At 69.9% G+C, this 13,120-nt stretch carries 11 protein-coding genes; 4 read left to right on the top strand and 7 right to left on the bottom strand.

All coding sequences use genetic code 11. The annotated features are described in order from the left end of the window. Positions 1 to 215: 215 nt before the first annotated feature. Positions 216 to 1,454 carry a HAMP domain-containing sensor histidine kinase gene (locus ABZ348_RS14750; protein ID WP_358932910.1) on the bottom strand — a complete coding sequence of 413 codons (1,239 nt, stop codon included), beginning with the start codon at positions 1,452 to 1,454 and terminating at the stop codon, positions 216 to 218. A 6-nt stretch (positions 1,455 to 1,460) separates the two neighbouring features. Continuing rightward, on the bottom strand, positions 1,461 to 2,114 hold the full coding sequence (locus ABZ348_RS14745) for a response regulator transcription factor (protein ID WP_329024286.1): 654 nt from the start codon (positions 2,112 to 2,114) through the stop codon (positions 1,461 to 1,463). Between the two features lie 365 nt (positions 2,115 to 2,479). Between ABZ348_RS14745 and ABZ348_RS14740 the strand changes: the two genes are divergently transcribed. Next, positions 2,480 to 2,647 (top strand): hypothetical protein, encoded by a 168-nt coding sequence (locus tag ABZ348_RS14740; protein ID WP_358932909.1) that lies wholly within the window; start codon positions 2,480 to 2,482, stop codon positions 2,645 to 2,647. A 195-nt stretch (positions 2,648 to 2,842) separates the two neighbouring features. Here ABZ348_RS14740 and ABZ348_RS14735 read toward each other — a convergent pair whose 3' ends face one another. Together ABZ348_RS14735 and ABZ348_RS14730 are read right to left on the bottom strand one after the other, a co-directional pair. Then, positions 2,843 to 3,652 (bottom strand): inositol monophosphatase family protein, encoded by an 810-nt coding sequence (locus ABZ348_RS14735; RefSeq protein ID WP_358932908.1) that lies wholly within the window; start codon positions 3,650 to 3,652, stop codon positions 2,843 to 2,845. A gap of 258 nt (positions 3,653 to 3,910) precedes the next feature. Next, a complete protein-coding gene (locus tag ABZ348_RS14730; RefSeq protein WP_358932907.1) occupies positions 3,911 to 5,041 on the bottom strand; it encodes a ferrochelatase in 1,131 nt (376 codons plus the stop codon). A 307-nt stretch (positions 5,042 to 5,348) separates the two neighbouring features. On the opposite strand from ABZ348_RS14730, the gene ABZ348_RS14725 reads away from it, so the two are divergent. Next, the gene (locus ABZ348_RS14725) at positions 5,349 to 6,599 is read left to right on the top strand and encodes an MFS transporter (RefSeq protein ID WP_358932905.1); all 1,251 of its coding nucleotides are present in this window, start codon (positions 5,349 to 5,351) and stop codon (positions 6,597 to 6,599) included. After that, complete coding sequence (locus ABZ348_RS14720) at positions 6,556 to 7,878, top strand: D-arabinono-1,4-lactone oxidase (RefSeq protein ID WP_358932903.1); 1,323 nt, start codon at positions 6,556 to 6,558, stop codon at positions 7,876 to 7,878. Before ABZ348_RS14725 ends, ABZ348_RS14720 begins: the two co-directional genes overlap by 44 nt. Positions 7,879 to 7,933: 55 nt before the next feature. Here ABZ348_RS14720 and ABZ348_RS14715 read toward each other — a convergent pair whose 3' ends face one another. Then, positions 7,934 to 8,785 (bottom strand): hypothetical protein, encoded by an 852-nt coding sequence (locus ABZ348_RS14715; RefSeq protein ID WP_358932901.1) that lies wholly within the window; start codon positions 8,783 to 8,785, stop codon positions 7,934 to 7,936. A gap of 450 nt (positions 8,786 to 9,235) precedes the next feature. On the opposite strand from ABZ348_RS14715, the gene sepH reads away from it, so the two are divergent. Then, entirely contained in the window at positions 9,236 to 10,306 is a 1,071-nt protein-coding gene (gene sepH, locus ABZ348_RS14710; RefSeq protein WP_358932899.1) for a septation protein SepH, read from the top strand. 172 nt (positions 10,307 to 10,478) lie between these two features. Here sepH and ABZ348_RS14705 read toward each other — a convergent pair whose 3' ends face one another. Both ABZ348_RS14705 and ABZ348_RS14700 read right to left on the bottom strand, forming a co-directional pair. After that, positions 10,479 to 11,219, bottom strand: a complete 741-nt coding sequence (locus ABZ348_RS14705; RefSeq protein ID WP_358932897.1) for a gamma-glutamyl-gamma-aminobutyrate hydrolase family protein — start codon at positions 11,217 to 11,219, stop codon at positions 10,479 to 10,481. An 847-nt stretch (positions 11,220 to 12,066) separates the two neighbouring features. After that, the gene (locus ABZ348_RS14700) at positions 12,067 to 12,951 is read right to left on the bottom strand and encodes a ParB/RepB/Spo0J family partition protein (RefSeq protein ID WP_358932895.1); all 885 of its coding nucleotides are present in this window, start codon (positions 12,949 to 12,951) and stop codon (positions 12,067 to 12,069) included. Positions 12,952 to 13,120: the final 169 nt, after the last annotated feature.

The raw sequence follows: 13,120 nt of genomic DNA, 5'->3' as shown, positions 1-13,120 counted from the left end.
CCAAATGTCGCAGCTCACGGGCGCCACCCCGTGTACTTCCCGTGATCTCGGCCCCGGGAAACCAGGACTTTTCCCGGCTTTCTGGAGGGTTCCTTGATCACGGAGAGTAGATGGCCGGAAAGCCATCCTTGTGATCGATCCCACATGTGCAAGCCGGGAACGGGTCCTGAAAATTCCGCGTAAAGCGAACGAAGTCATGTCACGCAAAACACGGGCTAGATCGGAAGTGTGACGCGCATCACGAGCCCTCCACCCTCGCGAGGCTCCGCGATGATACGTCCCCCGTGGGCCCGCGCCACCGATCGGGCGATCGACAACCCCAGCCCCACGCCCTTGTCGCTGCCCGTGCGCTCCTGCCGGAGCCGCCGGAACGGCTCCCAGAGGTTGTCGATCTCGTACGCGGGGACCACGGGGCCCGTGTTCGAAACGACGAGGATCGCCTGCCCGGCCGCGGTCTCGGTGGTCACCTCGACCCAACCGTCCTCAGGGATGTTGTACCGCACGGCGTTCTGCACGAGATTCAGTGCGATGCGCTCCAGGAGCACTCCATTGCCCTGGACCACGGCTTCCGCGTACTCCCCGCGGATCTCCACCCCCTTGCTCTCGGCCTCCGCACGGGTCTGGTCGATCGCACGGGTGGCCACCTCGGCCAGATCCACCGGCTTGCGCTCGAAGGTCTGGTTGTCGCTGCGGGCCAGCAGGAGGAGCCCCTCCACCAACTGCTCGCTGCGCTCGTTGGTGGCGAGCAGGGTCTTGCCGAGCTGCTGGAGCTCCACGGGCGCCCCCGGGTCGGAGAGGTGGACCTCCAACAGGGTGCGGTTGATCGCGAGCGGCGTGCGCAGCTCGTGGGACGCATTCGCGACGAAGCGCTGCTGGGCGGTGAAGGCCCGCTGCAAGCGGTCCAGCATCTCGTCGAAGGTGTCCGACAGCTCCTTCAGCTCATCGTCCGGGCCGTCCAGCTCGATCCGGCGCGTCAGGTCCGATCCGGCGACCTGGCGGGCGGTACGGGTGATGCGACCGAGCGGCGACAGCACCCGGCCCGCCATCGCGTAGCCGAAGGCGAAGGCGATGATGCTCAGGCCCAGCAGGGCGAAGAGCGAACGCCGCAGCAGATCGTCCAGCGCCACCTCGCGCTGCCGGGCGAAGCACTCCTTCAGGACCGCGTTGGCCTGGTCGGCCGAGAGGTCGTGCCGCAGCGCCGGGCAGGAGTTGGCCGTGAGCTCGATCGTGCTCTCGGGGAGCAGCTTGAACGGCAGTGCGTTCCCGGAGTGGAGTGCCTGGGCCGCCAGCAGATAGATGATCGACAGCAACAGCACGCCCGCGATCAGGAACATCCCGCCGTACAGCAGGGTCAGCCGTATCCGAATCGTCGGGCGCAGCAAGGGTCGGACCGGGTCACGAGGGTCCCAGGTCGGTTTCGGGGGCGCCGACGGATGCGGCGGAGTTGCGGCCACCGCAGCTCAGATCCGATATCCGGAGCCGGGCACGGTGACGATCACCGGCGGTTCCCCGAGCTTGCGCCGCAACGTCATCACCGTCACGCGGACCACGTTCGTGAAGGGGTCGGTGTTCTCATCCCACGCCTTCTCCAACAGCTGCTCGGCCGAGACCACCGCGCCCTCGCTGCGCATCAGGACCTCCAGGACGGCGAACTCCTTGGGCGCGAGTTGGATCTCACGGCCGTCGCGGAAGATCTCACGGCGATTGGGGTCCAGCTTGATCCCGGCCCGCTCCAGAACGGGGGGCAGCGGGACCGTGGTGCGGCGGCCCAGCGCGCGCACCCTGGCGATCAGCTCGGTGAAGGCGAAGGGCTTGGGGAGGTAGTCGTCCGCGCCGAGCTCCAGCCCCTCCACGCGGTCGCTGACGTCGCCGGACGCCGTCAGCATCAGCACCCGGGTCGGCATCCCGAGCTCGACGATCTTGCGGCACACGTCGTCACCGTGGACCAGGGGGAGGTCGCGGTCGAGGACGACCACGTCGTAGTCGTTCACCTCGATGCGCTCCAGTGCCGCCGCGCCGTCGTACACGACGTCCACGGCCATCGCCTCCCGGCGCAGTCCGGTGGCCACCGCATCGGCGAGCAGCTGCTCGTCCTCGACGACGAGTACGCGCACGTCTCGTTTCCTTCCTCCGGGCCCGTCAGCCATGATCAGGGCAGCGTTTCGCACGTGCTGTGCGCCTCCATCCTGCCCGTTACGCGCGTAAACCGGCGGTAAGGCGAGGACGACCCGGAGTAGCCGGAGCGGGTCGCGGGGAATTGACCGGATTCCCCGGCTAGTTGAGGTTTCCCCCGTGAGCGCCTGGGGGAGGACGCTTAGACATCCCGAGATCACGCCCTGCCTGTGGCGGCGACGTTGGACGTGGCAACGCCACAAACCCGGCCCTTCGGCCAAAGGTGATCAATCACCCCGCTCCCTGCTGCGGCAGGGGGACCCCGAGGCACACCCCCGTGCCATCGACCCACGACGAGGGGGCGCACATGGACGCATTTACCGCAGGACTGCTACAGCGCATCAAGGCCGCGGAGACGGATCTCACACTGGCCCGTGAGACGGGTGACGAGTTCCTGGCCGAGGTCGAGCAGGAGGAGCTGGAAGACCTCCACCGGCTTGCTGCCGAGCACGGTGTGGAGGTCAGCGCGGCCTAGCGTCGCATGGCCGGGGCGTGGGCCAGTCCGCACCCCGGCGCGCACGGCCCCCGTCGAGTGTCGACGGGGGCCTGTGGCGTTTCTGGGCGTCTTCCGGGCGTACGGAGGCCTCGACCCCCGACGCGGTGGCCTGAGTGGCTCCTGTGGCCCGTGGTGGGGTTTGTGAGGCCGTTGTCGCACGGGGTGGCGCCGACCTCAGTCGTGCCAGGCGCCGAACTCCTCCAGTAGGCCCTGAAGAGGCTCGAACACTCCCGGACTCGCCGCGACGGTGAGGTCGTACGAAGGCGGCTGCCCCGGCCGGCCACCCGTGCGCGCGCCCGCCTCGCGTGCGATGAGATCGCCCGCAGCGAGGTCCCACGGATGCAGTCCGCGCTCGTAGTAGCCGTCCAGCCGGCCGGCTGCCACATCGCAGAGGTCCACCGCTGCCGACCCGCTGCGCCTGATGTCCCTGAGCCGGGGCACCAGCCGATGGGCGACGGCCGCCTGGTGGGTGCGCACCGACTCGACGTAGTTGAAGCCCGTGGCGACCAGGGACTGGTCCAGCGGCGCGGTGGGGCGGCAGCGCACCGCCCTGTCGTTGATGTACGCGCCCCCGCCGAGCACCGCCCGGCAGGTCTCGCCGCGCATCGGCACCTCGACCACGCCGACGAGCGTCGCGCCGTCCCGCTCGGCGGCGATGGAGACCGCCCAGGTCGGCAGCCCGTACAGATAGTTCACCGTGCCGTCGAGCGGGTCGATGACCCAGCGCACACCGCTGGTGCCGGCCGTGGACGCGCCCTCCTCGCCGAGGAAGCCGTCGGTGGGTCGGCGCTCCGCGAGGAAGCCGGTGATGAGCTTCTCGGCGGCGATGTCCATCTCGGTCACCACGTCGATGGGGCTGGACTTGGTCGCGGCCACCCCGAGGTCGGCGGGGCGGCCGTCGCGGAGGAGTTCACCCGCCCGTCCGGCGGCCTCCAGGGCGAGATCCAACAGTTCGGACAGGAGGGCGTCGCTGGCGTCGGTCACGGCGAATCCTTTACCCGGTGGGATGATCCTTCTAATCCTGGCGCGCGGTCCGATCGGGGAGCTCCCGAGGTCCGTGCTCGCACTGACGTACGAACGGTGAACCGCTGCTGGGCGACGGTGCGAGCGGTCCGGTCGACTTCATGACCCTGCCGGCCGCACCGGCGACGGGTGTCCACCGCGATCCGTGCGCGGTCGCCCGTCAGGAGTGCGACGGGCAGGCGGCGCCCCCGGTGCTCGGTGGACGAACCGCGCCCGAGGTCAGCTCTGGCGCTCACCCACACCGGCAGCCGCCGGCTTGGGGGCCCGTCCCGGGCAGCAACCGAGCGGACACAGATCGTGCGAAGGGCCCAGCGAGCCCAGGGCACAGGGCCGCACGTCCGTCGCGCCCCGTTCGCTCGCCGCCCGCTCCACGAGCAACTCGCGCAGCGCCGCCGCGAAGCGGGGATCCGCCCCGACCGTGGCCGACCGTCGGGCCGGGAGCCCAAACTCGTTCGCCTTGGCCATCGCCTCCGTGTCGAGGTCGTAGAGGACTTCCATGTGGTCGGAGACGAACCCGATGGGAACCATCACCACCGCGGGGGCCCCGGAGCCGTGCAGGTCCTCCAGGTGATCGCAGATGTCCGGCTCCAGCCAGGGAATGTGCGGCGGACCGCTGCGCGACTGGAACACCAACTGCCAGGGGTGTTCGACCCCGGTCTCCTCGCGGACGGCATCGGCGATCAGCCCGGCCACTTCCCGGTGTTGACGCAGATAGGCGCCCCCGTCGCCGTGCCCCTCCACGGGGCCCGAGGTGTCGGCCGCCGTCACCGGGATCGAGTGGGTGGTGAACGCCAGATGGGCTCCCGAGCGCACGTCCGCGGGGAGGTCGGCGAGCGACCTCAGCACCCCTTCGACCAGGGGACGTACGAAACCGGGGTGGTTGAAGTAATGCCGCAACTTATCGACGCGCACTCCCACCAGACCTTCCGCTTCCAAGCTGGCCAGGGCTTCGGCGAGATCTTCCCGATACTGTCGGCACCCCGAGTACGAGGCGTACGCACTGGTCACCACGACGGCAATGCGGCGGTGGCCTTCCTGAGCCATCTCCCGCAGGGTGTCGGTCACATAAGGCGCCCAGTTCCGGTTTCCCCAGAAGACCGGCAGGTTCAGTCCGTGGTCGACGAAATCCTTGCGCAGTGCGTCCAGCAGGGCGCGGTTCTGCTCGTTGATCGGGGAGACGCCCCCGAAGAGGAAGTAGTGCTGCCCCACCTCCTTGAGCCGCTCCTTGGGGATGCCCCGGCCGCGCGTCGCGTTCTCCAGGAACGGGACGACATCGTCCGGGCCCTCTGGTCCGCCGTAGGAGAGCAGCAGCAGGGCGTCGTAGGGGGAGAGGTCAGGCGCATCGGACATGACTCCGATCCTCCCACCCTTCCGCGCGCGAAGGAGACGTACCCCGTACCTGGAGGGTGCCGCGCGCCGTAGGGTCGCGGCTCGGGTGGCACGGCGCGTGCTGCACGCCTCGGTGTGGGGCGGGCGGTGGGATGACGGTCAGCGCGACCGCCGTCCGCGACCATCCGAAGACGAGGGAGCGCACCAAGCACGGCACGTTGTGACAAGTCAGGGGGATCGCAGGTGATGTGCCCAGATTACGGATGTACGGGCCACATAACCGGGCGTAGCCTGGCACGGCCATCCGTACGCCCTACCGGAGCCTCACTTGCCCAGTCCCTACCGCGCCATCTTCGCCGCCCCAGGCAGCAAGTGGTTCTCCGCAGCCGGATTCTTCGGCCGCATGCCCCTGTCCATGATGGGCATCGGGATCGTCACCATGGTCTCCCAGCTCACCGGCCGCTACGGCCTGGCGGGCGCTCTCGCGGCCACCCTGGCGATGTCCGCCGCCGTCATCGGACCGCAGATATCCCGTCTGGTCGACCGCCACGGCCAGGCCCGGGTCCTACGTCCCGCGACGCTGGTTGCGGTCGCGGCCGTCGCCGGGCTGTTGCTCTGCGCCCAGAACGGGGCTCCGGACTGGACCCTCTTCGTCTTCTCGGCCGGCGCCGGCTGCGTCCCGAGCGTCGGATCGATGATCCGGGCCCGCTGGGCGACCATCTACCGCAACTCCCCGCGCGAACTGCACACCGCGTACACCTGGGAGTCGATCGTCGACGAGCTGTGCTTCATCTTCGGCCCGATCGTCTCCATCGGCCTGTCCACGGCGTGGTTCCCGGCCGCGGGCCCGCTGCTCGCCACCGTGTTCCTCGTGGTGGGCGTCCTGTGGCTGACCGCCCAGCGGGCCACCGAGCCGGTGCCGCACCCCCGTGAGGAACACACCAAGGCATCCGCACTCCGCTCGCCCGGGCTCCAGGTCCTCGTCCTGGCCTTCGTGGCGACCGGCGCGATCTTCGGTGCGGTCGACGTGGTCACGGTCGCGTTCGCCGACGAAGAGGGTCGCAAGTCGGCGGCGAGCCTGGTCCTCGCCGTCTACGCCCTCGGGTCCTGTCTCGCCGGACTCGTCTTCGGATTGCTGCACCTCAAGGGGTCGCCCGAACGTCGGTGGCTGGTGGGGGTCTGCGGCATGGCCGTGAGTATGATCCCCCTCCAAATGGTCGGGAACCTCGCATCCCTGGCCGTTGCCCTCTTCATCGCGGGCCTGGCTGTCGCTCCGACCATGGTCACCACCATGGCCCTCGTCGAGGCGCACGTGCCGCGCAGCAAGCTCACCGAGGGCATGACCTGGGTGAGCACCGGACTTGCGGTCGGGATCGCCCTCGGCTCGTCGGGCGCGGGCTGGGCGGTGGACGCAGCCGGTGCGGAGGCGGCGTACGGAGTTGCCGGGGTCGCGGGGGCGGCCGGGATCGTGGTGGCGTTCCTGGGGTACCGCCGGCTGAAGAGGCCGGTCCCGACAGGGGAGGAGCAGCAAGTCGATGAGCACGGCCAGCCGGAGAAGTGCGATACGACCACGGCGTAACTGGGCGGGCACCGTGACGGTCCGTCCGACGCGCGAGGCCACCCCTGCGTCGGCCGATGAGGTGGCCGACGCGGTCCGTCAGGCCGCAGCGGACGGCCTGCGCGTGAAGACCGCCGGGACGGGGCACTCCTTCACCGCCATCGCGGACACCGACGGATTGCTGATCCGCCCCGACCTCCTCACCGGAATCCGGGATGTCGACCGCGCCGCGATGACCGTCACGGTCGCATCCGGTACGCCGCTGAAGCGCCTGAACGTGGCCCTCGCCCGGGAGGGTCTCTCCCTGGCCAACATGGGCGACATCATGGAGCAGACGATCGCCGGTGCCATCAGCACGGGCACCCACGGCACCGGCCGTGACTCCGCGTCGATAGCGGCTCAGATCACCGGCCTCGAACTGGTCACGGCGGACGGCAGGGTGCTCCACTGCTCGGCGACCGAACACCCCGAACTCTTCGCCGTCGCCCGGGTCGGGTTGGGGGCGCTCGGCGTCATCACCGCCGTCACCTTGGCGGTCGAACCCCTCTTCGTGTTGCAGGCGCGCGAGGAGCCGATGTCCTTCGACCGGGTCACCGCCGAATTCGACGCCCTCCACGCCGAGAACGAGCACTTCGAGTTCTACTGGTTCCCCCACACGGGAAACTGCATCACCAAGCGCAACAACCGCAGCGCCGGCCCGCCTTCTCCTCCCGGTGCCGTCCGGGCGTGGATCGACGACGAGTTGCTGTCGAACGGGCTGTTCCAGGTGGCCAACTCGATGGGCCGGACGGTGCCTGCGGTCATCCCCGCCCTCGCCAGGCTCTCCAGCCGCGCCCTGTCCGCCCGCACCTACGCGGACATCCCTTACAAGGTCTTCACCTCACCTCGCCGGGTCCGGTTCGTCGAGATGGAGTACGCCCTGCCGCGCGAGTCCGCAGTGGACGCCCTGCGCGAGGTCAAGGCGATGATCGAACGCTCGCCGTTGAAGATCAGCTTTCCCGTGGAGGTCCGGACCGCTCCGGGCGACGACATGGCCCTCTCCACCGCGTCGGGCCGTGAGAGCGCCTACATCGCGGTCCACCTGTACCGCGGCACGCCCTACCGGTCGTACTTCACGGCGGTGGAACGGATCATGACCGCCCATGGGGGCCGCCCTCACTGGGGCAAGATCCACACCCGGGACGCGGAGTATCTGGCCGGGGTCTACCCGCGGTTCGCCGAGTTCACCGCCGTACGCGATCGGCTCGACCCCGCGCGCGTGTTCGGCAACGACCACTTGCGCCGGGTCCTCGGGCCCTGAGCCGCACCGGCGAGGAGCCCTTCAGGACGCACGGGAAGCACGGCTCCAGCGGGGTCTATCGGTCGGTGGCGCCGCCGGCTGCGGGTGCGGAGGGCGCGGGTGCGGGCGCACCCTCCTCCGCCGATGGCCGCGGCGCCGGTGGAGTCGGAGGGGACGACTCATCGGGTGCGTCGGTGCCACCGGGCGTCCCGTCGGGGGAGCCCTCCTCCGCGTTCCCCTCGCCACGCTCCGGGGGGACCGCCCCGCCGTCGGGACCGGGCGATGTGCCCTCCCCGCCGTCACCAGGTGCTGGGTCGGGGCTCTGCCGCTCGGTCTCCCGAGACCGGTCGTCGTGGGAGCCGTCGGGGGCGGGCGCGGGTTCGTCCGCCGGGCCCTGCCGTCCGCCGCTCCCTCCGCCGCCGACCACCGAACCGACGGTCGTGCCCGTACCGCCGCTCAGTTCGGAGCCGGAGGCGACCTCGTAGGCGGTCACCCCGCCCATCGCCACGCCGAAGACGACGGCCGCGGCGATCAGGGGCCGCTTCCACCCCCTGACGCGGGTTCCGTGGGTGGTCGCGCTCGTGAACTCGCCCGGCCGTGAGGCCGCCCGGCCCGCTCGCTCCGGTTCGGTGACGCCGCTCGGGGTGCGCCCGGCCGACCTCCGACCCGTCGGCCGCGCCTGGACCGTCACTTCCCGCAACTGCTCGCCGGTACGGCTGAAGAGGTGCTGGAGGACCGAGCCGCCACAAGTGGCGACCACGCTGACGACCCCGGCGCCGATGATCGTGCCGTAGACGCCGAGCCTGGAGGCGAGCACGGCCGCGGTGACCGCGGCGAGGGCGCTCCCGGCGACCTGGGGGACGCTCAGGTCAAGCCTCCGTTCACGCCCTTGGCTGCGGCTCTCTTCGGTGTCCAGCTTCTGATGCATCCTCAGCCCCTGCTTTCCCTTCTGTCGTTCTGCGTACCTCTGAGGGACAAATGGGAGATGCGAATAGTTCCCTTTGGGAAGATTCTGTGAATCAAGACACCCCTTGCCCGTGTACCGCCGGTGAAGCGGCGAACGCGGCGCGAAGTTAACGGCGCGGCAGCCCACTCCGATGGCCCGAATGGAGTACTGTGGCGAACCTTGGGCAGGGTCTCCCTCGCGGAGTCCTGATCCCGAGGAGGGGGCCGAAAGTGGCGCTCGATCCGGCGGCGCCGCGATATCGCGTGGAAGTCTGCACGCAGCGTGACGAAGTGTGACGCTGAGTGGTTAACAGGTAACCGTGCCATAACGGCGATCCAGGGCCTGTGCCCGACACGCCGGGCAACTCGGCAAGGTTGTGGCAGGCTGCACCCGGGCAGGCCACACTCGACTAGCGGAAGCAGCGACGCACAGGTGACGTCGGCAGGCACCACCCGGGAGGTCCCCATGCCCGAACTGCGTGTCGTGGCCGTCTCCAACGACGGCACACGACTGGTGCTCAAAGCTGCGGATAGCACGGAATACGCGCTTCCGATCGATGAGCGGCTGCGCGCTGCGGTGCGCAACGATCGTGCCCGCCTCGGGCAGATCGAGATCGAGGTCGAGAGTCACCTGCGACCCCGAGACATTCAGGCGCGGATACGAGCAGGAGCCTCGGCCGAAGAGGTCGCCCAACTCGCCGGGATTCCGGTCGAGCGGGTGCGCCGCTTCGAGGGCCCCGTGCTCGCCGAGCGCGCATTCATGGCCGAGCGCGCGCGGAAGACCGCAGTACGTCGTCCCGGTGAGAACTCCGGCCCCCCGCTCGGCGAGGCGGTCCAGGAGCGACTGACCCTGCGCGGTGCGGAGAAGGACACCACCCTCTGGGATTCCTGGCGCCGTGATGACGGCACCTGGGAGGTGCTCCTCATCTATCGCGTGGCCGGTGAACCGCACTCGGCGAGTTGGACCTACGACCCGCCCAGGCGGTTGGTCCAGGCCGTGGACGACGAGGCGCGGGCGTTGATCGGCGAGACCGACGACACCATCACCACCACACAGGAACCGAGTTTCCCGTTCGTGCCCCGGATCGCCCGGCTGCCTCGTGACAGGCCGCTGGACCGCACCCTCGACCGGCCCGGCGCTCCTGCCGCCGGCCCGGAAGAGCCCAGTGGCGGTGAACGGGACTCGCTGACCAGCCTGCTGGAGGCGGTGCCCAGCTTCCGCGGCGACATGGTCGTGCCCGAGCGGGTCGTTCAGACGGAGACCGTCGAAGAGGTGGAACAGGAGCCGGAGGCGGAGGAGCCGGTGGCCCCTGCCGCGTCGGCCGGTGCCGGCTCGGCGTACGCGGACGTGCTGATGCCGAGGTCGGTCGCCGGTCATCGTGATCGACTGACGGGCACGACAGATCGTCAGGCGGAAGCGGACGGCGTGCGCCCGGGACGGCGTGCGGCGGTGCCCAGCTGGGACGAGATCGTCTTCGGTACCCGGCGGAAGAAGCAGGACTGACCCGTCCCGGGCGGGATCCGTCGTATCGCCTCGCCGGGAGGTTCGGCGTCGTGGGCCCGTACGCCCGTCGGCGCCGGGCTCACCGGCCGTCAGACGCCTGTGATCCCACCGGAGCCCGGCTCCGGATCCGCTCCGGGCGTCCGATGTGATGGGACGGGCGCGGGCTCGGCGTTCAGGGCGCCGCCACCTTGATCAGGGCGTCGAAGATGCGCTGCTGGTTCGGGTCCTCGTGTGCCGTTTCCTCGGGGCGCCACTGGACCGCGGTCAACCATCCCCTCGCACCGACCAGTTCCAGTGCTTCGGGTGTTCCGTCGGAGGCCCGGGCGGTGATGCGCAGGCCCTCGCCGAGCCGGTCCACCCGCAGCCGGTGGTAGCAGGAGACCTCGGCCTTCTCACCGCCCGTGATCCGTGCGATCCGCGAGCCCGGACGGAGCGTCACGGGGTGCACGAGATGCCGGTGTTCCCGCTCGGGTTCCTCGAACCCCCGCCGCAGGGTTCCGCCGAGTACGGTGTTGACGATCTGGAGCCCCCGGCATATGGCGAGCAGCGGTCGGCCCAGACGCAGCGCCTGTCGGGCGACTTCGAGGTCGAACCCGTCCTGTTCGTCGTCCATTCCGGGTGCTCGTGGCGGCCGGTCGGGCTCCTTCTGTTCGTCGTGCTGCTCATAGAGGTGCGGAGCGAGATCGTCGCCGCCGGGGAGCACCACACCGTCGAACCGTGTCAACCTGGCCGCGACGTCGGCCGCGTAGGCGAACCCTCCGGGTGCGTACGGATGGATGGTCACCGGCTCGCCGCCCGCTCGCCAGACGGCTTCCACCAGGGCCCGGGCGCTGACTTCGGCGCCGTGCCGCACTGCGGACGCGGATGCGGCGAAGCGGGCGGGGACGGCGATCAGGGGGCGGGGAAGGGTCACGTCGGGTCCCGGTCGGCTAGGGGCGGCACGCGCCTGCTGGTGGGGGGAGAGTCAGGGTGTCGTCAGTGGGCGGACCGCAGGGCCCGGACGAGGAATTGCGCCGCCGGTGGGTGGGGGGAGGGGGAGTCGCATAACGGTGGGTCGGGTCCTCCTGCTGACGGGCGGTCGGGAGGGTGGCGGTGTCGGCCCGATCGTGGCTCACTGGCACCGGTGTCCGTCTGCAACGCCCGACGGGACGGTCCGATTCCCGGGGTGGCGCCGTACCTGTGGCCGTGCGTGGATCACCCGGCTCGTTCTGCTGACCCGGGCGGTGTCTGCCCCCGGTGCCCTTGAGGTGTCGCCCTTCATTCCGTGTGAGATCAAACGACAAGCGGATGTTAGGCGCGGGGGTCGCTCGACGGCAAGGGCGGTCGGTACGGGCGCACGGGAGCGCACGGCGCGGTTCATCGGCCGTTTCGTCCACGGGCGCCGGATTCTGACGTCTGATCAGCGCCCCGGCGCGCGCATGGCCCGCAACGCACACGACTGGGCCGCGGCACCGTGCGGTGCCGCGGCCCAGTCACCTGCCGCGCGCCCGAGCAGATCCCCCGTACACCACTGTTCCGGCTGCGAGCGGGTGGTGCGTGCGTCACGGGCGACGGAGGTCGGTCTCGTCTTGGTCGAATGAGTCGAATGAGTCGGATGGGATCGAAGAGGAGCGGGAGCGGGTTGCGGCTTCGGTCCGGTCGGGGGTCGGTGTCCATCCGTGCTTCGGGCCGTTCGGCGAACTGCGGCGCGGGACAGCAGGATTGCCGCAGCCGACCCGTATGACGTACCGCACGTGCAGACGCGCTCGTTCCGTGTTGGCTCAGGCCCGCCGCTGGGAGATCAGGCGGGCGCCCCGGGACTCCTTCTCGGCCTCCTGCCAGAGCCGGCGCAACATGCGCGCCCGTTCGGCCGGACGCATGCGTGAGATGGCGATCTCCGCACAGGCGACACCGTCCCCCCAGGGCATCGTCATGGTCGCGCGCTGATGCAGGATGGGCGTCGGGGCCGGATGGTGCGCCGAAGTGAGCGAGCGGGGTTCGGCGGACCGGGACTCGGTGGCCGCGGCGCGCGCATCGGCGCGCTGCTTCTGCTGCTGGGGGGAGAGCCGGGACAGATTGCGGACATGGACGACCTTGCGCCGTCCGGCGAGCAGATCGGCCTGGAGTTCCGGGCCGAGTTCCAGCACGGAGAGCTTGGAGGAGATCGTCGACTGGGCGATGCCCAGTCGCTTCGCCGCCTTGCTCTGTGACCCGTAGAACTCCACCAGTTTCTTGAGCGCGTGGGCCTGCTCCAGCGGATTCATGTCGTCCCGGTGGACATTGGCGACGAAGGCCGCTTCCAGGAGCGACCGGTCGGTCGAGACCAGGGCGTCGTCGACACTGACCCGGACATGGGTGAGCCCCGCTCGACGGGCCGCCTCCAGGCGGCGGTGACCGTCGATCACGATGTACCGGGCGCTGGGGTCGAGTTCGACGGCACGGGTCGGTCGTTCGCGAACATAGGCTTGGACGGAAGCGACCGTAATCGCGTTGACGAGACCTATCTCGCGCACGCTCGTGGTCAGCGAGTCCAAATCCCTCAGGGCTTCGCGTGGATTATCGGGGTTCTGGCTGATGTGACTCAGCGGCAGTTCCGACGGATGGCTGACGGTGGCGTCGGAGGGGGTCTGCCCTGGGGCGGTCATGGTGAACATCTCGGAGGACATACTGATGGAACCCTTCTCTGGCCTGCCGCCCAAGCCCCCCGCGTTCAAGCCCGGGCACTTTGGCAAGATGACAGGGGTCACCGGCCACCGCCTGGCCATGACCTTGCCAATCGCTTGCCACACGGCAATCGATTGCAGAAGATGCATCACATGACTAACGGGGGAATGC

This window comes from Streptomyces sp. NPDC005963 (genome assembly GCF_040638655.1).
Taxonomy (GTDB): Bacteria; Actinomycetota; Actinomycetes; order Streptomycetales; family Streptomycetaceae; genus Streptomyces.
The sequence above is the reverse complement of the archived record's forward strand: the minus strand, read 5'-3'. Positions and strand labels throughout refer to the sequence as shown.

Excerpts from the sequence above, each read along its gene's own strand:
- ABZ348_RS14740 (WP_358932909.1), top strand. The coding sequence starts at position 2,480 with ATGGACGCATTTACCGCAGGACTGCTACAGCGCATCAAGGCCGCGGAG.
- ABZ348_RS14730 (WP_358932907.1), bottom strand. The coding sequence starts at position 5,041 with ATGTCCGATGCGCCTGACCTCTCCCCCTACGACGCCCTGCTGCTGCTC.
- ABZ348_RS14720 (WP_358932903.1), top strand. The coding sequence starts at position 6,556 with ATGAGCACGGCCAGCCGGAGAAGTGCGATACGACCACGGCGTAACTGG.
- ABZ348_RS14715 (WP_358932901.1), bottom strand. The coding sequence starts at position 8,785 with ATGCATCAGAAGCTGGACACCGAAGAGAGCCGCAGCCAAGGGCGTGAA.
- ABZ348_RS14700 (WP_358932895.1), bottom strand. The coding sequence starts at position 12,951 with ATGTCCTCCGAGATGTTCACCATGACCGCCCCAGGGCAGACCCCCTCC.